The sequence below is a fragment of the Novosphingobium sp. P6W genome (assembly GCF_000876675.2).
In the GTDB taxonomy this organism is placed as follows: Bacteria; Pseudomonadota; Alphaproteobacteria; order Sphingomonadales; family Sphingomonadaceae; genus Novosphingobium.
Genome location: NZ_CP030353.1, coordinates 786,567 through 805,553 on the forward strand (window position 1 = coordinate 786,567; position 18,987 = coordinate 805,553).

The following is an 18,987-nucleotide window of genomic DNA, read 5'->3' on the forward strand; positions in this document are numbered from 1 at the left end:
GCCGCCCGCTCACATGTGACCTATCAGTTCGCGGCCGATTAGCATGCGGCGAATTTCGTTAGTGCCAGCGCCGATGTCGAGAAGCTTGGCATCGCGCATGAAGCGTTCCACCGGCCAATCCTTGGTGTAGCCCGCGCCCCCCAGAGCCTGCACTGCCTCCAGTGTGACGCGCACCGCGTTCTCGCTGGCGACCAGGATAGCGCCGGCTGCGTCGAAGCGCGTGGTGCGCCCGGCGTCGCAGCTGCGCGCCACCGCATAGACGTAGGCGCGGGCCGAGTTCAGCGCCACGTACATATCAGCGATCTTTGCCTGCATTAGCTGAAACGCGCCGATTGGGTGGCCAAACTGCTTGCGCTCGCGGACATACGGCAGGACGACGTCAAGGCATGCCTGCATGATGCCGAGCTGAATACCTGCGAGGACCGCCCTCTCGTAATCCAGCCCGCTCATCAGCACCTTCACGCCGCCGTTCAGCGGCCCCATCACGTTCTCGCGCGGGACTTCGCAGCCGTCGAATAGCAGTTCGGCGGTCGGCGAGCCTCGCATGCCGACCTTGTCGATTTTCTGGCCTATCGAGAAACCGGGCATGTCCTTCTCGATAAGAAACGCAGAGATGCCCTTGCTCCCCTCGCCCGTGCGGGCGTAAACAACCAGGGTATCAGCATATGCGGCATTGGTGATCCAGAATTTGGTGCCGTCGAGCACGAAGCCGGCGTCGGTCTCGCGTGCCCTGAGCTTCATCGAGACGACGTCCGAACCTGCTCCGGCCTCGGACATCGCCAGGCTGCCAACATGTTCGCCGCTGATCAACTTCGGCAAGTACTTCGCCTTCTGCTCTTCATTGCTCCAGCGGCGAATCTGGTTGATGCACAAGTTAGAATGGGCGCCGTAGCTCAGTCCGATCGAGGCCGAAGCGCGGCTGACTTCCTCGCAGGCGAGAACATGCTCGAGGTAGCCCAAGCCAAGCCCACCGAACTCTTCCTCAACGGTGATGCCATGAAGACCCAGGTCGCCCATTGCGGTCCACAGTTCTTCGCGGGGGAACCAATCTTCCGCATCAATGCGCGCCGCGAGCGGGGCGATTTTGTCGGTCGCGAATCGCTGCGTGGTGTCGCGAATCATCTGCGCGTTCTCGCCCAAGGCGAAATCAAATTCCGGTGTCATGGTGTCTCCTCACACACATAAATAGATGGTTGAGACCGTGATGGAAAATTGACCCGGCGTTGATGTCATCATAGGCCACGCCTATGATCGAGCGCTATTTGATCCAGTATTTCCTGGCCGTCGTTGAGCACGGCAACTTCTCGCGCGCTGCGCAACGTCACGGAGTGTCGCAGCCGACATTGTCCACCGGTATCGCCAAGTTGGAGGCGGCCACCGGCCACGTCTTGTTCGAACGCACCAACCGCCGGGTGGAATTGACCGCCGCCGGTGCGCGGTTCGCCGTTCATGCTCGCCGCATCGAGATCGAGTTCGCGCGCGCGCAGCAGACCCTCAACGCGGGCGAGAGGCGCAAGCTGATCCGCATCGGCGTGATCTCCACGCTGCCGTCGGCTTGGATCGAGGCCGCGACGCTCGAGGCCGGGCAGGTCCAGCACGAGCAGCTGGAAATCGTCGAGGGCCGTATGCGCGAGTTAGTACCCCGGATCGAGCGGGGGCGGGTCGACCTGGTGCTGGGCGTCCTGGGCGACGACCATCGCGGCGGCGAGCCGTTGTTCCACGAAAAGTACATGCTGGCGCTACCGAGTGATCACCCGCTGGCAGACCGGGAGGCTGTCCAGCCCGAGGACGTGGCCGACTCCGCGATGATCGTGCGCCGCCACTGCGAGGCGCTGCCGGCGATCAGCCGCTTCTTCACCCAGCGCGGCGTGCGCCCGTTCTTCGCCGCCCGCACCGTCAACGACGACCGCGCGGTAGCCTATGTACGCGCCGGCCTCGGTATTACCGTGATGCCTCGGTGCTACCTGCAGCCAGGCATCGCGATGCCCGCCCTCGCCGGGTTTGAACAGCGCCGCTCCATCGGCTTCCTGGTAGATCCTGCATCGGTGCGGCGCGTCGCCGGAAGCGAGAGCGTCAGCCGTTTCGAGACCGTTCTGCGCCGCCTCGCTGCCGCGACTGCGCCTCGCTAGATGTGAATAGCGTGACCCAAGCCCTTGAGCGCAGCTTCGTGCACTGCTTCCCCGAGAGTCGGATGCGCGTGGATAGTCCCGGCGACATCCTCCAGCACTGCCCCCAATTCGATCAGCGCGGCGAACTCGCCCGCGAATTCGGAGACGTGCCTGCCGACCGCCTGGATGCCGAGGATGCGATGATCAGCCTTGCGCGCGACTACGCGCACAAAACCGCCAAGCCCCGCTGCGTCCATCGTCAGCGCACGTCCGTTAGCGTTGAACGGGAAATGGCCGATGACAACCTCGTCAGACTGAACCTCAGCCGGAAATGCACCTATGCTGACGATCTCGGGTTCGGTGAAGCAGACCGCGACGACCCCGGCCGGGTCGAACCTGCGCCGCTTGCCGGCGATGATTTCAGCGACCATCTCGCCTTGTGCGGAGGCCCTGTGCGCCAGCATCGGCTCACCCACCAGATCCCCGATGGCCCAGACGTTCTGGGTCGAGGTCGCGCACCGATCATCGACGCGCACGAACGGGCCGTTCATCGCCAGCGCCATAGTCTCGATTCCCCAACCTTGAGTTAGGGGCTGCCGACCGACGGTGATGAGGATGCGGTCTGCGGGCAGCACCATGCGCTCGCCCGCCGCAGTCTCGATCTCCAGCCCGTCCCCGGCAGCGCCCAGTGCCTTGGCGCCCAGATGGAGAGCAACGCCTTGCCGTTCGAGCCATTTTCGGACCGGATCGGTCAACTCCGCGTCGTACTGCGGAAGGATACGGGCCTGCGCCTCGACGACAGAAACCTGCGATCCCAGTCGCGCGAAGGCAGAGCCCAGTTCAAGCCCGATGTAGCCCCCTCCGACTACCACCAAGCGCTCCGGCACCTCTTGAAGCGACAACGCTTTGGTAGACCCGATCACCTTTCCACCGAACGGCAGGAAGGGGAGTTCGAGAGAAGAGGAGCCAGTGGCCAGGATCACATGCTCGGGCGAGATCGCGATCTCGCCCTTGGCGGTCTGCACGATGCAGCTCTTGGCGTCGGTGAACCGTGCCCAGCCATCCACCACGCGCACTTTCGCCTTGCGGAGGAGAGTGGCGACGCCCCCGCTCAGCACATCGACCAAGCCATCCTTCCAGGCGATGGTCTCGGACCATTCGATGCTGGGCGCGGCGGCGGTGCGGATGCCAAAGCGCCCCCCCGCCTCGCTGGTCGCCCGCACCTCGTCGTAGAGCGCGGCCGCGTGGATCAATGCCTTGGAGGGAATGCACCCGCGCAAAAGGCAAGTGCCCCCGAGCCGGTCACTCTCGACCAGCACGGTATTAAGCCCAAGTTGCCCAGCACGTATCGCGGCAACGTAACCGCCGGGGCCGCCGCCGATCACAAGAACCTTTGGTGAAAGTATTTCGGTCATCAGGCTTAGTCCATGAAAATCAGGGCAGGATGCTCGAGCAGCCGCTTCACGCGCTGTACGAACTGTGCGGCGTCCCAGCCATCAACGATACGGTGATCGAACGAGGAAGACAGATTCATCATCTTCCGCACTGTGACGAAGCTGCCTTGGATGACGGGACGTTCGATCAGCTTGTTAGGAGCCAGTATCGCCACTTCGGGACGATTGATGACGGGCGTGGTAACGATGCCGCCGATCGCTCCCAGGCTGGTCAGCGTAATCGTCGAGCCCGAGAGCTCTTCGCGCGTGGCCTTGCCGTCGCGCGCGGCTGCGGAGACGCGCGACAGCTCGCGGGCGCAGTCCCACAGATCGAGCGCCTCGGCGTGGCGAACCACCGGCACCATTAATCCGCCAGGGGTCTGCGTGGCGATGCCGATGTGAATGCCGTCGAAGGCATGCAGCACACCCGCATTGTCGTCGTAGCGCGCGTTGATCTGAGGTGAGTGCGGCAGCGCTCTAGCAAGCGCCCGCATCAGGAAGGGTAGCAGCGTTAGCTTGGGCTGGTCGTGCGAGCGATGGGCGTTAAGGTCGGCGCGCAGGGCCTCCAGCTCGGTAAGGTCGCATTCCTCGACATAATTGATGTGTGGAATGCGCCGCTTCGCCTCCTGCATTTTTTCCGCAATCTTGCGACGCAGACCAATCACTTTGGTGTCGTTGATGCCCTGCCGCGCTACTCGCCCGGTCGCGAACTCCAGGCTGTCGACGCCGCCATTGGCAAGATAGGTATCAAGATCATGGGCCGTGACGCGTCCTGCGGGACCGGTGCCAGGAACAAACTGGAGCGGCACGCCCAGGTCATAGGCCCGGCGACGCGTGGCGGGCGCGGCGTGCGGCAGGGTGCCGGCAGCGCGGGTCTTGAAAGCGGGGACCGATCGCGTCGTGGCCGAATGCGCTCGCGCAGCCGCTGGTGATGAAACGGCCGTTGCCACGGGGGGCGAGTGATCGACCACTGGCGAGCTTGCAGGCAGTTTCAACACGGGCGGCTCCCGCGCAGGTGGGGGCTGCACCGTAGCAATCTCTTTAGCGGCGGCATTGCCATCGCCTTCGACTTCCAGTTCGATCAGAACCGATCCGACCGCTACCATCGTGCCGATCTGACCACGCAGCGCGGTAACGACGCCTTCGACCGGCGAAGTCATGTCGACAGTCGCCTTGTCGGTCATGACATCAACGAGGCTCTGATCCTCCTGCACGGTATCTCCTGGCTTGACGTGCCAGGCGACAATCTCGGCTTCGGCGACGCCCTCGCCGACGTCAGGCATGCGGAAAACGTAACGTCCCATCAGTTGTTCTCCATCACGCGTTTGAGTGCCTTGGCGAGGCGGGTCGGGCCTGGAAAATAGTCCCACTCAAAAGCGTGGGGGTACGGGGTGTCCCACCCCGCCACTCGCTCGATGGGGCTACGCAGGGCCCAAAAGCAGCGCTCCTGAACAAGCGCCGACAGCTCGCCGCCAAAGCCACCGAAACGCGAAGCCTCGTGGAGGATCACACAGCGACCGGTCTTGGTGACGGAAGCGGTGATGGTGTCAATGTCGAGCGGCACGATTGAGCGAAGGTCGATCAGCTCGGCATCGACGCCGCTGTCTTCAATCCCAGCCTTGGCGACATGGACCATGGTGCCATAGGCAAGTACGGTTGCCAGCGTGCCCTCGCGTACCACGGCGGCGGTGCCCAGCGGTACGGTATATCGGCCGTCTGGCACGTCCGCTTCCGGGACCCCGGCCCAGGTCTTCAGCGCTTGATCGTGCCGACCGTCGAAAGGGCCGTTATAAAGGCGCTTGGGCTCAAGGAAAATGACCGGATCATCGTCCTCGATCGCTGCGATCAACAGTCCCTTGGCGTCATAAGGGGTCGAGGGGATCACGGTCTTGAGGCCCGTGATGTGCGCGAAAATGGCTTCCGGGCTTTGGCTGTGCGTCTGGCCGCCGAAGATGCCGCCACCATAGGGGCTGCGTACCGTGATCGGCGACCAGAACTCGCCATTCGAGCGATAGCGCAGGCGTGCCGCTTCGGAGACGAGCTGGTCGAATGCGGGAAGTATATAGTCGGCGAATTGGATTTCGGGGATAGGACGAAGCCCGTTTGCGCCCATGCCGATCGCACTGGCGATGATGCCGCTTTCGCTGATCGGAGCATCGAAGCAGCGCCTAAGTCCGTGCTTCTTTTGCAACCCGTCGGTGACGCGGAAGACGCCGCCAAAATAGCCAACGTCCTCTCCGAAAATGAGCGTGTTGGGATCTTCGGACAGCTTCACGTCTAGCGCGGAGTTTAACGCCTGGATCATGTTCATGGTTGGCATGCTAGATCCCCAGCTCCCGGCGCTGCTCAATCACCCGCCAGTCGGGCTCCTTGAACACACCCTCAAACATCTCAGCGGTACTCGGCTTGGACTTGCCCAGCGTACCGATCGCTTCGCCGGCCTTGACAGCGGCGCGCACTGCACCATCAAGTTCCTCGATCAGCGAAGCATGCAGCGCGTCTGTCCATTCGCCCAAGCATATCAGATGCGCCTTCAACCGTTCGACAGGGTCGCCCAGCGGCCAGTGGTCCTGCTCATCGGCAGGGCGGTACTTAGTCGGATCGTCAGAGGTCGAATGGCCCGAAGCGCGATAGGTGAACAGCTCTATAAGCGTCGCGCCCAGATTGCTTCGCGCCCGCTCCGCCGCCCATTGGGTCGCCGCCCATACAGCCAGGAAATCGTTGCCATCCACTCGCAACCCGGGAATGCCGTAAGCAAGCGCCTTGGCCGCAAAAGTGGTCTCGTTAGCACCCGCGATCCCAGAGAACGTAGAGATTGCCCACTGGTTGTTGGTAACACACAGCACCGCGGGCGCGCGGTAGACGCTTGCGAACGTCAGCGCCTCATGGAAGTCACCCTCTGCGGTTGTGCCCTCTCCGATGTAGGCGAGCGCGATCTTGTCGTCCTCCTTGTACGCTGACGCCATTGCCCAGCCAACGGCATGGCCGAAGCGGCTTCCGACATTACCCGAAAGCGAATAGAAGCCGTAATCGCGGGCGGAATAGAGTATCGGCAGCTGGCGCCCTTTGAGCGGATCGGCGGCATTGGAGAATATCTGGTTCACTAGATCGATGAGCGGATAATCGCGTGCCATCAGCCATCCCAGCACGCGATACGTCGGGAAACACATGTCGCCGTCTTCAAGCACCATCGACTGCGCGACGCTGATCGCCTCCTCGCCGGTGGACTTCATGTAGAAGCTGGTCTTGCCTTGCCGATGTGCGCGGAACAATCGCTCGTCGAAAGCGCGGGTCATAAGCATGGCGCGCAAGCCGCGACGCAGCGTTTCGGGAGCAAGCCGCGGATTCCACGCGCCAACGGCGTTTCCGCTATCGTCCAGCACACGCACTAGACCGAACGGCAGGTCGCGCATCTGGGCTTCGGCACCATCTATCGGCGGGCGGCGAGTCTCGCCGGCGGACGGAATGTGCATACCGCTAAAGTTGACCTGATCGCCGGGCCGGGCTTCAGGCTCAGGTATATGCAGGGTCAGGCGTTGCCGATTGGTCATAGGCCGGTGCGCTCCAGTGCAGGATAGGCAATTAAGTTCACACGGCAGAGTTGGAATTTCAGCTTCTATTATTTAGTGACATTCACGATAAAATAGAAGATTGCTCCTCCTATGACGCAAAAACTGGAAAAACTTTCTGTCGATGCTACCGACCGGAGAATTCTTGCTGCGCTGCAGAACTACCCGGACTCATCTATCGCCGAATTAGGAGAGATCGTTGGTCTGTCGCAGACCCCATGCTGGCGGCGCCTGCGCCGCCTGCAGGACGCCGGCGCGATCCGCGAACGGGTGTGGATCCTCGATCCTGCCCGCCTCGGCATTTCGGTGAACGTGTTTGTCGAGATCAAGCTACAGCAGCACGACGAGACCACGCTACTCTCCTTCGAAGGTGCCATCCACGCGATCGACGAGGTCGTCGAATGCTTCTCGATGTCCGGCGACTGCGACTATCTGCTGCGCATGATCGTCTCGGACATCGCAAGGTATGAGAGAATTCTCAAGAAATCGCTGCTGCACCTGCCGGGACTAGCCTCGGTCAACTCGAGCTTTGCGTTGCAGGCGGTAAAGGTCACCACACGCATTCCGCTTGACGATATCGCAGGATGAGGCGCGGGGATGCCGTCGTCGTTCGGTCACCGTCGAGCTGCTCGACCGCTGACCCGGCGCGCGGAGCTATTGACCCTGCGCAGCGACCGGTGCACAGCCACAAATCTTGCGGGCACGGTTTGGTCTCGCGGCAGAAACACGTTGGAGCTCGCCGAGCAGGTCAGGTTTGATGGAGCAGCAGCAGAGTGGTTTGCCTCTGCCATTCCGAAATGCGTAAATCCGTGCGTGCCGATAGCGACTTGTTGGATGGCGACGGTGTTAGTAAGCCCTCTCGGAACCCGGCATTGTGCAAATTGGTCTAAGTGTCAGGGCCTAGACTCATTACACGTTGCACAAGATACGTGCGCAAATGAGCTTGATAGCCGCAAGATAGTTGGCAGCGTCCTTGTCATATCGCGTGGCGACACCCCGGAGCTGCTTCATTCGATTGAAGAAGCGCTCGACTAGATTACGCTGGCGGTAGAGCCATGACGAGAAGCCAAAGCGCTGCTTACGGTTAGAGTATCCGTAGTGGTCAAGCGGGAGATTTGATCCAGAGGCGGTCTGCTTTGAGCAGAGCATTTGCGGTGACGATGAGTTTTCGCATGACGGCAGTGATGGCGATTTTGGCGGGTTTTCCGGCAGCGATGAGCTGCTGGTTTGGCTTTGAGATCAGGATTGAAGCGGGCGGCGACCAGGGCCGGCATGTAGAGGACCTGTCGAACATTGGCCCTGCCGCCGCGGATGAAGCTTTTGCCTTTCCATTGTCCGGACTGGCGCGCGACGGGAGCAAGTCCGACATGCGAGGCGGCCTGCTTGTTATCGAGCGATCCGAGTTCGGGCATGGTGGCGATGATCTGGTTGGCGGTGAGTGTGCCGAGGCCAGCGATGCTGGTGAGAATGTCGTGGCGCCGGGCGAGCTTTGCATCGGCAGCAATGACGGCCGCGATTTCAGCGTCGAGCGCGGCGATGTGGCGTGCGATCTGTTCGAGCCGTTGGCTGCACTGGCGCTTGAGCGTAATCTGTTCCACGGACGGTCTCCTGCTTGAGTTTGCAACGACTCACTCTGGCACATTTTGATGCCGCACGGGGCCGTCCACCCCAACAGCGTCGGGGCAGGACCTCGAAGCCCTTGGCAGTATCGGACCGTTTGATGATTTCGACGGTCCACTTTCCAATCCGGCGCAGGGCATCCTTGAGCTTGTTTCCGGCATAGCCGCCGTCTGCAAACAAATGACGGAGCCAGGGGAAGCGCCTGACGATTTCCCCAAGGACCAGCGGTGCCCCGTCCCGGTCTTGGATCTCGGCGGCGTGCACAACCGCATGGACAAGATTTCCATCGGTGTCGGTCAGGATGTGCCGTTTGCGTCCTTTGACCTTTTTCCCTGCATCGTAACCGCACAGGCCACTGCTTTCGGTCGTCTTCACTGACTGGCTGTCAATCACGCCAGCGCTGGGCGAAGCCTCTCGGCAATCAGCTTCGCGGCGCCATCATCGACAAGGTGTGGTTTATCGTCAGCCACAGCCCGTTGTCTCGCCACAAGTAAAACCAATGCCGCACGCTCGACACCGGCAGAAAGCAAGGCGGCAGCATCCGCCATGGCAGGCCTCCGCGCAGTAGGTACAGAATTGCCTCGACAATCCGCCGCAATGGCCACTTGCGGGGCCGTCCGACACGAGACGCCGGTGGAAGTAATGGCTCCAGCAGCGCCCACTTGGCATCCGTCAAATCGCTTGGCAAAGCCGGCCCGCTCCGCGCATGAAGAGCGCGAGTGGTATCGGTCCACATCGTTGAATCCATGGTAGTTTTTGGCGAAACCCATGAATCAACGACAGGTCAAGCCGTCAAGCTAACTTGCTGATACCACTCAACTTATTTTCTGATCAGGCTCTCAAGCTCCGCTTGATTATAGCAATTGGTACCCTCAAGCTTGCTTTCTAATGAAAATCCCGCTGACGGCGACCATAATTCCTCCCTCCATCCGATATGAAGACAAACGTTCGTGCAGAAATACTCGCGCGATCAGAGCGGCGAACACGACGCTAGTTTCTCGAAGCCCCGATACCACACCCATTGCACCGAACGACATCGCGTAGATCACGATGCTGTAGGCAATAAGGGAAACGATCCCGCCTCCCGCTGCGGTCAAGAGCTCGCGGATTCCTCTCAACAGAGAACGATTGTCGCGCATCACTACATAGACCAACGGCGTGATTTGCGCCCGCCGAGTGGTCCGATTGGCTTGTTATTGGATTAGGCCTGTTGATTGCCGCGACGATGTGACCCGGACCACATCTCAGTGGCAATCAACAGGCTTGATATTGTTCTGGCGGTTCAGCTGTGCATTGCCTTGCCCAACCCCTTCATCGCCGCTTCCTGGACAACTTCACCGAGCGTTGGGTGGGCGTGAATCGTCTCGCCGATGTCTGTCAGCGTACAAGCCATTTCCAACGACATGGCAAATTGCCCGGCCATCTCAGAAACACCGGCACCAACTGCCTGAATGCCCAAAACAAGGTCTGTCTTCGGATCGGATACTATCCGCACAAAGCCGTCGCTACGCTCCATCGAAAGCGCACGCCCATTCGCGCTGAACGGAAACAAAGAGACCTTGGCCTCTGCCGCCTTGGGATCGCTGGGAAGCAAGCCCGCGACGACAAGCTCGGGATCGGTGAAGCAGACTGCTGGAATGGCCCTTTTGTCCCAGCTAATGTCTTTGCCCGCCACGATTTCAGCAACCATGTTGCCTTGGGCCATTGCCCGGTGGGCAAGCATAGGATCCCCCGTCACGTCCCCAATGGCATATACACCCCGCATGGATGTGGCGCAGCGGTCGTCAATCGCGAGATATGGGCCATTTTGACTCAGCCCCAGGCTTTCCAGCCCAAACCCGGATGTGGTCGCCTGCCGCCCCACGGTCACGAGAACCAGATCGGCCGGAAGCTCAACCTCCCCATCGGCGGTATCGACCATCAGGGTATCGCCACTGGAGCCCAGGCCACTGGCATTTGCGGAGAGGTGTAGTGCGATGCCATACTCGGAAAGACGCTTCTTAACCGGATCCGTGAGTTCAGCATCATATTGCGGCAAGATCCGTTCCGCTGCCTCCACTACAGTGACCGTAGCCCCCAGTTTCGCCATGGCTATGCCGATCTCCAGCCCGATATAGCCGCCCCCGACGATAGCGAGTTTAGCCGGGACCTGTATTAGCGACAGGGCATCGGTCGAACTGATCACGCGACCGCCGAACGGCAGTGATGGCAGTTCGAATGGGGTTGAACCCGTCGCGATCACGAGATTTTCAGTGCGAATCCGGATCGGATCGTCGTCGTTGCGGATTTCGACCGTCTTGCCGTCGATGATGATGGCATGGCCATGTATCGTGCGAACCTTAGCCTTTCTGAGCAGACCGGAGACGCCCCGCGTCAAACGCTCGACAACGGAATCCTTCCACGCGACTGTCCGTTGAAGGTCAATCGTAGGTACGCCACCGCGGATGCCCAGCTCATTCTCTTCCGCGAATGCTCTCGCTTTCGCAAATTCACCGGCAGCATGAATCAATGCCTTCGAGGGAATGCAGCCAACGTTGAGACAGGTTCCACCAGGCTTTGCCGCTTCAACCACGATCGTATCGACGCCGAGCTGCCCTGCGCGGATGCCGCAGACATACCCTCCAGGGCCGGCGCCAAGGATGAGAAGCTTACATGTTTCTGTCTTCACGATCACAGATCCACGAAAATCAGGGCTGGGGTTTCAAGCAGTGACTTCACCTTCTGTACGAAGAGAGCGGCGTCCATGCCGTCGATGACACGATGATCGAAACTCGCCGAGATGTTCATCATCTTGCGCGGCTGGAATTGCGTTCCATCCCACATGGGCCTCACCGCCATCTTGTTGATGCCCAGGATCGCGATTTCAGGATGGTTGATGATCGGGGTCGTTGCGATGGCGCCGAGCCGCCCGAGCGAGGTGATGGTAAAAGTGGAACCCGAAAGCTCGTCACGGCTGGCCTTGCCGTTGCGGGCGACCGAAGATAGCCGCGAGATCTCAGAGGCGGTCTCAAACAGGCCTGCAGCTTCTGCATGGCGAAAGACGGGAACAACCAGTCCTGCATCCGTCATGGTCGCAATCCCGAGATGCGCCGCCTCATGGCGGTGCACAACACCCGCATCATCGTCGAAATGCGCATTCATCTCAGGATGGTCAATAAATGCCCGCGCGAGCACTGCCGTCACAAACGGAAGCACGGTGAGCTTGGGCCGTTCACCCCGACCAGCATTGAGCTTTTCCCGAAGGTCTTCCAGAGCAGTCACGTCGACTTCCTCGACCACCGTTATGTGCGGAATGCGACTGTTCGCGATGGCCATCCGCTCGGCGATCTTTCGCCGCATGCCGACAACCTTGATTTCTTCCACCCCGGTACGCACGCGACGGGCGGATCCCGAGCCCAGCTGCGTCGATGGGTCGGCCGGCACGGCGAAAAGCACATCAAGATCTGAATGAATAATACGGCCAGCCGGGCCGCTACCACCAACTTGGCGAAGGTCGATGCCGCCGTCCCGCGCTCTTGCGCGGACAGAGGGAGAGGCCAGAACCTCGGTGCCCTCCGGACGGGGTGGACGGGCGTGGATAGGGCGGCCTGAGGCATTGGTAGTCGGCGCAGCCCTCGTCGGAGGCTCTTTCGCGGACTGCTTGAGCTCGAACGTCTCCTCTTCGCTCGGTGCGGCAGGAGTCCTGCTTGCCTCGTCGTCGGAAAGGCCATCAGTCGTTTCGATCAGCACGAGATTGGCGCCAACGGCAAGAACCTCGCCAATCTGGCCACCCAAGGCAGTGACTTTACCAGTGTAAAGGGAGGGGATTTCTACCGTCGCCTTATCGGTCATCACAGCTGCGAGCACATCATCTTCGCGCACAAGGTCGCCCACCTGGACATGCCATTCAACCAACTCTGCCTCGGTCACACCTTCGCCGACATCCGGCAGACGTACGGAAAGGATATGCATCGATCGCGAACTGCTCGTCGCCGCTGGCTCGGAAGCCGGTACGGGAACCGCCGCCAGCTTCACAATCGCGTCCTGCGACGACAGCTCGACGTTCGGCGGCTGTTCGCCAGGGGCGCCACGGTCAGTGGCGATCCGCACGAGATCGGCACCAATGGCAAGCGTTTCTCCAACATCGCCAGCAAGCCAACGCACTGTTCCGCTATAAAGCGATGGAATATCGACGGTGGCCTTGTCCGTCATGACAGAGACGAGTGTTGCGTCTTCCTCGATTGTATCACCAATGGCTACATGCCATTCGACGATTTCGGCTTGAGTGACGCCTTCGCCAATGTCTGGCAGCTTTACTGATAGCGTCTCCATGTCAGTCCTCCATCGCCCGGATCAGAGCTTGGGCGAGCCGTTCCGGGCTCGGAAAATAGTCCCACTCGGAAGCGAGGGGATAAGGCGCATCCCAACCAGTGAGGCGTTGTATTGGTGTCTTGAGATGCCAGAAGCATGCCTCCTGGACTTCGGCGATCAGCTCCGCTCCGAACCCACTGGTGCGCGTTGCCTCGTGGACGACGAGGCAACGACCGGTCTTCTGGACGGACCGCGAAACCGTTTCGATGTCGAGCGGCAGAAGACTGCGAAGGTCGATGATCTCAGCATCGACACCGGACTGGCGGACTGCTTCCTCGGCAATGAAAACCATTGTGCCATAGGCGAGAATCGTAGCGGCAGAACCATCACGCTTGATCTGCGCTTTGCCGATCTCGACGGTATAGTGACCATGTGGCACATCACCTTCTGGCCGGGATGCCCAACCAACGGCCTCGCCGGAGGAATGGCCGTAGAACGGACCGTTATAGACTCTCTTAGGCTCGAGAAAGATGACTGGATCGGGGTCTTCGATCGCGGCAATCAGAAGGCCCTTGGCATCATAGGGTGTCGATGGAACGACAACCTTCAGGCCGGCCACATGCGTGAAAAGCGCTTCCGGGCTCTGGCTGTGCGTCTGGCCCCCGTAAATGCCGCCGCCGGTAGGCATGCGAACGACCATAGGGCAAGTGAACTGCTGATTGGAGCGGTGGCGAAGACGCGCGGCCTCCTGCGAGATTTGATCATAGGCTGGATAGACATAGTCTGCGAATTGAACTTCGACGCATGGGCGCATGCCCTGCGCGGCCATGCCAACCGCCATACCGACGATTGCGCTCTCATTGATTGGCGTATCGAAGACCCGCTCGATGCCGTATTTTTTCTGCAACCCGGCAGTGCAGCGGAAAACCCCGCCGAAAAAGCCGACATCCTCGCCAAACACGATAACGTTTTCGTCATCCGCCAGTTTCACGTCCATGGCGTCGCGGATCGCCTCGATCATCGTCATAGTTGGCATCATTAAAATCCAATCTGCTGGCGCTGACGGCGCAGATGATCGGGCATGTCTGCGTAGACGCCTTCGAACATCTTGGCTGGCGAAAGGGGTTGAGGCTTCACGAAGGTGCCGTGTGCCTCGACTTTCTTCTGGACGGCCACAATCTCGTCGAACAGCTCCGCCTGCTTTTGAGCATGCCGTTCTTCGGACCATTCGCCTCGGACAATGAGGAACGCTTTCAGCCGTTCCAGAGGATCGCCAAGCGGCCATGCCGCCGCCTCGTCCTTGGGCCGATACGCGCTTGGATCGTCAGAGGTCGAGTGCGCTGCGACACGATACGTAAACCATTCGATCGCGACAGGGCCATGCCCCTGCCGAGTGCGCTGGACAGCCCAGCGCGATGCCGCTGCCACGGCGAGATAGTCATTGCCATCGACGCGCAATGCGGGAATGCCATAGCCTCGCGCGCGCTCTGCATAGGTCCTAGAAGCGCCTGCGGCAACGCCGGTGTAGGTCGAGATAGCCCACTGATTGTTCACGATATTGAGGATGACGGGGGGCTGATAGACTGATGCCGAAAGCAGGGCGCTATGGAAGTCGTTCGAGGCTGTGGCGCCGTCTCCGATCCAGGCCGCAGCGACGAGGCTATTGCCCTTCAATGCATTTGCCATCGCCCAGCCAACAGCCTGAACATATTGCGTTCCGAGATTGCCAGAGATGGAAAAGAAACCATGCTCCCGCGCGGAGTGCATGATAGGCAGCTGCCGCCCCTCAAGAGGGTCGAAATCATTTGAGTAGACCTGCCCCATCAGTGCTTCTAGGGGATAGTCCGCTGCAACCAACAGGCTCTGTTGGCGGTAGGTCGGGAAGTTCATGTCTCCATGGATCAGCTGTCGCTGGAAACCACAACCGATCGCTTCCTCACCGGTACATTGCAAATAAAAAGACGTCTTGCCCTGCCGCTGCGCATTGAGGAGACGCTGGTCAATGAGGCGCATCGTCATCATGTCGATAAGACCCTGACGATAGGTCTCGGGATCGACGTCAAGAAGCAGGTCCGCCCAAGCGCCGACGGCATTGTTTTCATCATCAAGCACTCGGATCAGGCCATGAGCGAAAGCCACCGAATCCTCGGCATTTAGATCGAGAGGGGGGACAGAGAGTACCCCTGCCGCCGGGATCTCTATTGTGGAGAAATCCGGTGTTTCACCCGGCCGTGCCAGTGGCTCAGGGAAGCTCAGTCCGCGTCGCTTACTCATTATTGTCTCCGTGCTTACGAGCGAGTTCGATCAGCAGTCGACCGAAATGATTGGAGCCTGATAGATTTAGCGCTCGACGTAAGCATGGCCGAGTGCAAGGAAAGTCTGCCGTTTGGAGACCAAACCAGCATCATTGAACTGCCAGACGTCCGCAAATTCCACGGTCCTGGGATCGCCCGCGACACCTTCGCCTTCGAACCTTCCCGTTACGACGACTTTCCTGTCGGCCGTGTCGGCCCAAATCTGGTCGATAATGTGCCGCCCGCGGATCTGTCGCTTTTTGCAGAAGAATTCGCGGATTTCGGGCAGGCTCCGATATTCGCGATCGGCCCGCTTGTAGACTGCGTCTGCGGCGAAGAGCGACAGAACCGCCTCGGTATCCACGCGATCGATTGCCGGATAATAATTCGCGATCCGGTCGCGCGTGCTGCTCATGCTGTCTCGCGCCCGCCAAAGCTGAAACGTTCCTGAGCGATGGCGTCAGTCACCTTCGCGGTGCCCAACCTCGTGGCACGTGAACGTTCTACGACTTCATGGAAGGTGTCAGCAAGCTGTCGGACGTGCTTGTCGACCGCTTCGCTTGTCCACGTCGAACGCTGATAATACAGGTCGATGATGCCACCGGCGTTGGCGAGGTAATCGGGGCAGTAGAGGATACCGGCGTGTTGCAGCCTCTCATCGTCATCGGCGGACACCAACTGATTGTTCGCTCCCCCGACGACGATCTTCACCTTTAGGTCCGGAATTGATTGCGGAGACAAAACGCCGCCCAAGGCGCAGGGCGACAGGATGTCGGCGTCAGCGAGCAGGATTTCATCGACCCCGACGACCGTCGCTCCAGTCGCTTGCGCTACGGCGCGTGCATTCTGCGTCTCGATATCCGCGACGATCAGCTTGGCGCCGTCGGCCGCGAGCTTTTCGGCCAGCCGGCGCCCCACATTGCCTACGCCTTGAATGGCGACAGTCAGCCCGCCAAGATCCGACGTCCCATGCACGCGCTCGGCGGCGGCGCGCATGCAGTAGTAAACCCCACTCGCCGTGCTGCCTGATGCATTACCCGCTTCCGCCAGCGTACCCGCCGCAAACTCGGTTCGCACTCCGATTGTGTTGACGTCATCGAGGGTTGTCCCGGAGTCGAACGAGGTGATGTAGCGACCATGAAGCGACTGGACGAAATCGCCCATGGCGTGAAGCAACCTGGTGGTCTTCTCGACCCGTGGATCGGCGATGATGACGGCCTTGCCGCCGCCATAAGGGATATTTGCGATCGCATTCTTGTAGGTCATGCCCCGCGAGAGGCGCAGCACGTCTTTGATAGCTAGATCGGTGGACCCATATTTCAGAATGCGGCAGCCGCCCATGGCAGGGCCCCGGTTTTCATTATGGACAGCTATGAATGCATTTAGGCCCGAGGGTGTGTCCTGCCGGTGCGTCACGAGCACGTGGTCATCGAAATCTGGGAAATGCTGATACATTCTAGCCTCCATTACTGGCGGCAATTTTATCTGCAGATCGCGGGTATTTTCATTTATGATTTTCGACCATATTAGGCTTATAGGGTAACGCTTTTATGGATTAATAGCTAGTATGCGAGAAAGAATTACCCTGGATTTGATCGATCGGAGAATCATCTCTGCCTTGCAAGAAGACGGCGCCTTGTCGATCGCCGACCTCGCGGAGCGCTTGGGCATGACACCTCCACCATGCTGGCGGCGTGTACGCCGATTGAAGGACGCCGGCGTGCTCACAGGCCAAGTCTGGCTGGTCGACCCGGAGGCGGTCGGCTTGGAAGTGACCATCTATGCGACGGTCAAACTGGCCGGCCACGATGCAAGGGCGACCGCTGCCTTTCGCGAAGAGGTCAAAGACCATCCCGAGATTCTGGAATGCTATATCTTGCTGGGAAGCGTCGATGCGCTGCTCAAGATCATCGTCCCCGATGTAAAATATTTTGAGAAATTCCTTTACAACAAGCTTTCACAAATGCCCGGCGTGCGAGAATTACATTCGAGCGTCATTCTTACAGAGGTGAAGAAGACCAACAGATTACCGTTGGAATGCGTAACATCCGAAATCCGATGAGAAGAGCGGTGTTTTCCGCCCGATGGTCCGCCCCTGGAAGGCGAGCGCGACGATGCCGCCCGGCACTAGCAGCAAGCCCGTCAGGCTGAGTGGGCCAGGCAATTCTTGAGCGAAGGCCGCGGCGCCGATCAAGAGCAGAAACGGCGAGCAACCACGAGCGATCGGATACGTCTGTCCGAGATCGCCTTGCCGGTAGGCGCGAACGATGAAGAGGTTGTATCCGGTGTGAAGCAGCGCCGAAAGGGCGATGCAGCCCCAACTTGCCATCGCTGGAACCGGCAGGAAGGGCGCCATCATGGCACAGGCGAGCGCGATGGGGATGCACATTGTCGTCATCGACCAGAGCCGGTCATCGCCTCCGCGCAGCAGGGCGTTCCGGCTCGCGCGCAGGGCTGCCGCTATCGGGACAATCAGGCCGACGCCGATGGGCATAAGCCTTCTCGCGCAGCTACATAGCCAAGTTCTATGATGCCTACCGCGTCACCTTCGTTCGTGCGGTGAGCTTGTTGCCGTCCGGATCACGGAGATAGGCGACGAAGACACCGTTTGGGCGCTCGCAGGGTGGCGTTTCGACCGAGGAACCCCCGTTTGCGGTGCCGGCGTCGTGCCACGCGCGGACGTGGTTCGCACTGCTGGCGGCAATGCCGATGGTTCCGCCATTGGCAGCGGTCGCCGGATGGCCGTCGATCGGTCGGGTGATCATCAGTCGCCCACTGTCGTGATCGTAGATAAGCCGGCCCCTTTCGTCTTGCTCGCAAGGCTTTCCGCCCAGCGCCGTGAACGTCGCGTCATAGAAGACCTTGGATCGATCAAGGTCGTTGCTGCCGATCATGATGTGCGTGAACATAGTCTTTCCGATATAAATTTACCTCCCAGCGAGGGGGCGCGAGCCGGTTTGCTCGCCGCTTCGTCTACACGGCAGCAGGGCGGACGTTCTCGCGACAAATGGCTAGGCCCACAGCGGGAACTATCGTTGCCGAGTAGTACGGATTAACGGTGACATTTACAAACAACCTAGCGCCTGCCGAAGAAAGAGGTCGTATGTTTCAATCGCTCGATCTTTCTTTATTGTCCCTTCGTACGCCCCGAAGACTATCGAGCGGCGCACAGCCGAGAGAAACCGAGCAAGATCGTCAACCTGATTGGTATTGAACCCACGCACTTCTCCGCTTTCAATGCCAGAAAGCAACAAGTTCATATATTGATCATGGCGCCGATCAGCGAAAGATTTCCACGAGCTGGGCGTCTCAACTTCAGCCTCGTGCATAATGCGAAAAAAAAACGGGTGTTTCTTTTGATACGAGAAAAACTGTTCGAGTGCATTATGCTCGTATTGCAAATATCCGACTTCGCGCCGTGCTCGCTTTTTCGACCAATTCTCGAATTGCTCCATAACCCACAAGATAACATGGCTTAGAATATCGTCGCGCGATTTGAAGAATTTATAGCAATGTCCTTGGGATATTCCCGCTTCTACCGCAATGCGCGCGACAGACGCCCCTTTGTAACCGTGACGACCAATCACTTGACAGGCGGCCAGCATAAGGGTGTCGAATGATTGATGTTCGACGGGAGTGACAGGCTTTTTGACTGACATGCATACTGATCCGA

The 18,987-nt window shown here is 59.8% G+C and carries 19 protein-coding genes and 2 pseudogenes; 3 read left to right on the top strand and 18 right to left on the bottom strand.

Annotated elements, in window-relative coordinates:
* Window positions 1-9 precede the first annotated feature (9 nt).
* Entirely contained in the window at window positions 10-1,164 is a 1,155-nt protein-coding gene (locus TQ38_RS19900; RefSeq protein WP_043979360.1) for an acyl-CoA dehydrogenase family protein, read from the bottom strand.
* An 83-nt stretch (window positions 1,165-1,247) separates the two neighbouring features.
* On the opposite strand from TQ38_RS19900, the gene TQ38_RS19905 reads away from it, so the two are divergent.
* Window positions 1,248-2,129: a LysR family transcriptional regulator gene (locus TQ38_RS19905; RefSeq protein ID WP_043979358.1), complete on the top strand. Its 882-nt coding sequence runs from the start codon at window positions 1,248-1,250 to the stop codon at window positions 2,127-2,129.
* Here TQ38_RS19905 and lpdA (TQ38_RS19910) read toward each other — a convergent pair.
* From lpdA (TQ38_RS19910) to TQ38_RS19925, 4 genes are read right to left on the bottom strand one after another with little or no spacing between them, the layout of a single operon-like run.
* Window positions 2,126-3,523: a dihydrolipoyl dehydrogenase gene (gene lpdA / locus TQ38_RS19910; RefSeq protein ID WP_043979355.1), complete on the bottom strand. Its 1,398-nt coding sequence runs from the start codon at window positions 3,521-3,523 to the stop codon at window positions 2,126-2,128. The two genes, TQ38_RS19905 and lpdA (TQ38_RS19910), sit on opposite strands and share 4 nt — an antisense overlap.
* A 5-nt stretch (window positions 3,524-3,528) precedes the next feature.
* On the bottom strand, window positions 3,529-4,845 hold the full coding sequence (locus TQ38_RS19915) for a dihydrolipoamide acetyltransferase family protein (protein WP_043979352.1): 1,317 nt from the start codon (window positions 4,843-4,845) through the stop codon (window positions 3,529-3,531).
* Window positions 4,845-5,861 (bottom strand): alpha-ketoacid dehydrogenase subunit beta, encoded by a 1,017-nt coding sequence (locus TQ38_RS19920; RefSeq protein WP_043979349.1) that lies wholly within the window; start codon window positions 5,859-5,861, stop codon window positions 4,845-4,847. Before TQ38_RS19920 ends, TQ38_RS19915 begins: the two co-directional genes overlap by 1 nt.
* Window position 5,862: 1 nt before the next feature.
* The gene (locus TQ38_RS19925; RefSeq protein WP_043979345.1) at window positions 5,863-7,092 is read right to left on the bottom strand and encodes a thiamine pyrophosphate-dependent enzyme; all 1,230 of its coding nucleotides are present in this window, start codon (window positions 7,090-7,092) and stop codon (window positions 5,863-5,865) included.
* A 111-nt stretch (window positions 7,093-7,203) separates the two neighbouring features.
* Here TQ38_RS19925 and TQ38_RS19930 point away from each other — a divergent pair, with 111 nt between their 5' ends.
* A complete protein-coding gene (locus tag TQ38_RS19930) occupies window positions 7,204-7,698 on the top strand; it encodes an Lrp/AsnC family transcriptional regulator (RefSeq protein ID WP_043979343.1) in 495 nt (164 codons plus the stop codon).
* 321 nt (window positions 7,699-8,019) lie between these two features.
* Here TQ38_RS19930 and TQ38_RS31005 read toward each other — a convergent pair.
* The 10 genes and pseudogenes from TQ38_RS31005 to TQ38_RS19980 form a co-directional block, all read right to left on the bottom strand.
* Window positions 8,020-8,199, bottom strand: a pseudogene (locus tag TQ38_RS31005) (transposase); the annotation flags it as partial.
* Window positions 8,142-8,522: a transposase gene (locus TQ38_RS31490; RefSeq protein ID WP_370059832.1), complete on the bottom strand. Its 381-nt coding sequence runs from the start codon at window positions 8,520-8,522 to the stop codon at window positions 8,142-8,144. The pseudogene TQ38_RS31005 and the gene TQ38_RS31490, both read right to left, overlap by 58 nt.
* A gap of 229 nt (window positions 8,523-8,751) precedes the next feature.
* Window positions 8,752-9,466: pseudogene (locus tag TQ38_RS19945) on the bottom strand (IS5 family transposase); the annotation flags it as partial.
* A gap of 136 nt (window positions 9,467-9,602) precedes the next feature.
* Window positions 9,603-9,869, bottom strand: a complete 267-nt coding sequence (locus TQ38_RS19950) for an EamA family transporter (RefSeq protein ID WP_043979331.1) — start codon at window positions 9,867-9,869, stop codon at window positions 9,603-9,605.
* A gap of 143 nt (window positions 9,870-10,012) precedes the next feature.
* Window positions 10,013-11,398, bottom strand: coding sequence for a dihydrolipoyl dehydrogenase (gene lpdA / locus TQ38_RS19955; RefSeq protein ID WP_043979386.1), 1,386 nt, complete (start codon window positions 11,396-11,398; stop codon window positions 10,013-10,015).
* A 2-nt stretch (window positions 11,399-11,400) separates the two neighbouring features.
* Window positions 11,401-13,041 (bottom strand): 2-oxo acid dehydrogenase subunit E2, encoded by a 1,641-nt coding sequence (locus tag TQ38_RS19960; protein WP_082057931.1) that lies wholly within the window; start codon window positions 13,039-13,041, stop codon window positions 11,401-11,403.
* Between the two features lies 1 nt (window position 13,042).
* Window positions 13,043-14,056: an alpha-ketoacid dehydrogenase subunit beta gene (locus TQ38_RS19965; protein WP_043979328.1), complete on the bottom strand. Its 1,014-nt coding sequence runs from the start codon at window positions 14,054-14,056 to the stop codon at window positions 13,043-13,045.
* Between the two features lie 2 nt (window positions 14,057-14,058).
* Window positions 14,059-15,294 carry a thiamine pyrophosphate-dependent enzyme gene (locus tag TQ38_RS19970; protein WP_043979327.1) on the bottom strand — a complete coding sequence of 412 codons (1,236 nt, stop codon included), beginning with the start codon at window positions 15,292-15,294 and terminating at the stop codon, window positions 14,059-14,061.
* Window positions 15,295-15,360: 66 nt separating this feature from the next.
* The gene (locus TQ38_RS19975) at window positions 15,361-15,729 is read right to left on the bottom strand and encodes a nuclear transport factor 2 family protein (protein WP_052505962.1); all 369 of its coding nucleotides are present in this window, start codon (window positions 15,727-15,729) and stop codon (window positions 15,361-15,363) included.
* A complete protein-coding gene (locus TQ38_RS19980) occupies window positions 15,726-16,769 on the bottom strand; it encodes a Glu/Leu/Phe/Val dehydrogenase dimerization domain-containing protein (RefSeq protein WP_043979325.1) in 1,044 nt (347 codons plus the stop codon). Before TQ38_RS19980 ends, TQ38_RS19975 begins: the two co-directional genes overlap by 4 nt.
* Window positions 16,770-16,881: 112 nt before the next feature.
* Here TQ38_RS19980 and TQ38_RS19985 point away from each other — a divergent pair, with 112 nt between their 5' ends.
* Complete coding sequence (locus tag TQ38_RS19985; protein ID WP_043979323.1) at window positions 16,882-17,376, top strand: Lrp/AsnC family transcriptional regulator; 495 nt, start codon at window positions 16,882-16,884, stop codon at window positions 17,374-17,376.
* Here the strand turns inward: TQ38_RS19985 and TQ38_RS19990 are convergent.
* The 3 genes from TQ38_RS19990 to TQ38_RS20000 form a co-directional block, all read right to left on the bottom strand.
* Window positions 17,341-17,808: a hypothetical protein gene (locus TQ38_RS19990; RefSeq protein WP_205316173.1), complete on the bottom strand. Its 468-nt coding sequence runs from the start codon at window positions 17,806-17,808 to the stop codon at window positions 17,341-17,343. The two genes, TQ38_RS19985 and TQ38_RS19990, sit on opposite strands and share 36 nt — an antisense overlap.
* Before the next feature lie 40 nt (window positions 17,809-17,848).
* The gene (locus TQ38_RS19995; RefSeq protein WP_043979321.1) at window positions 17,849-18,223 is read right to left on the bottom strand and encodes a VOC family protein; all 375 of its coding nucleotides are present in this window, start codon (window positions 18,221-18,223) and stop codon (window positions 17,849-17,851) included.
* A gap of 156 nt (window positions 18,224-18,379) precedes the next feature.
* On the bottom strand, window positions 18,380-18,973 hold the full coding sequence (locus tag TQ38_RS20000; protein WP_082057930.1) for a TetR/AcrR family transcriptional regulator: 594 nt from the start codon (window positions 18,971-18,973) through the stop codon (window positions 18,380-18,382).
* Between the last annotated feature and the right edge of the window lie 14 nt (window positions 18,974-18,987).

Coding starts and splice junctions, on each gene's coding strand:
- TQ38_RS19930 (WP_043979343.1), top strand. CDS start 7,204: ATGACGCAAAAACTGGAAAAACTTTCTGTCGATGCTACCGACCGGAGA.
- TQ38_RS20000 (WP_082057930.1), bottom strand. CDS start 18,973: ATGTCAGTCAAAAAGCCTGTCACTCCCGTCGAACATCAATCATTCGAC.
- lpdA (WP_043979355.1), bottom strand. CDS start 3,523: ATGACCGAAATACTTTCACCAAAGGTTCTTGTGATCGGCGGCGGCCCC.
- TQ38_RS19990 (WP_205316173.1), bottom strand. CDS start 17,808: ATGCCCATCGGCGTCGGCCTGATTGTCCCGATAGCGGCAGCCCTGCGC.
- TQ38_RS19995 (WP_043979321.1), bottom strand. CDS start 18,223: ATGTTCACGCACATCATGATCGGCAGCAACGACCTTGATCGATCCAAG.
- TQ38_RS19980 (WP_043979325.1), bottom strand. CDS start 16,769: ATGTATCAGCATTTCCCAGATTTCGATGACCACGTGCTCGTGACGCAC.
- TQ38_RS19965 (WP_043979328.1), bottom strand. CDS start 14,056: ATGCCAACTATGACGATGATCGAGGCGATCCGCGACGCCATGGACGTG.
- TQ38_RS19970 (WP_043979327.1), bottom strand. CDS start 15,294: ATGAGTAAGCGACGCGGACTGAGCTTCCCTGAGCCACTGGCACGGCCG.
- TQ38_RS19975 (WP_052505962.1), bottom strand. CDS start 15,729: ATGAGCAGCACGCGCGACCGGATCGCGAATTATTATCCGGCAATCGAT.
- TQ38_RS19925 (WP_043979345.1), bottom strand. CDS start 7,092: ATGACCAATCGGCAACGCCTGACCCTGCATATACCTGAGCCTGAAGCC.
- TQ38_RS19905 (WP_043979358.1), top strand. CDS start 1,248: ATGATCGAGCGCTATTTGATCCAGTATTTCCTGGCCGTCGTTGAGCAC.
- TQ38_RS19985 (WP_043979323.1), top strand. CDS start 16,882: ATGCGAGAAAGAATTACCCTGGATTTGATCGATCGGAGAATCATCTCT.
- TQ38_RS19920 (WP_043979349.1), bottom strand. CDS start 5,861: ATGCCAACCATGAACATGATCCAGGCGTTAAACTCCGCGCTAGACGTG.
- TQ38_RS19900 (WP_043979360.1), bottom strand. CDS start 1,164: ATGACACCGGAATTTGATTTCGCCTTGGGCGAGAACGCGCAGATGATT.
- TQ38_RS19915 (WP_043979352.1), bottom strand. CDS start 4,845: ATGGGACGTTACGTTTTCCGCATGCCTGACGTCGGCGAGGGCGTCGCC.
- TQ38_RS31490 (WP_370059832.1), bottom strand. CDS start 8,522: ATGCCCGAACTCGGATCGCTCGATAACAAGCAGGCCGCCTCGCATGTC.
- TQ38_RS19960 (WP_082057931.1), bottom strand. CDS start 13,041: ATGGAGACGCTATCAGTAAAGCTGCCAGACATTGGCGAAGGCGTCACT.
- TQ38_RS19950 (WP_043979331.1), bottom strand. CDS start 9,869: ATGCGCGACAATCGTTCTCTGTTGAGAGGAATCCGCGAGCTCTTGACC.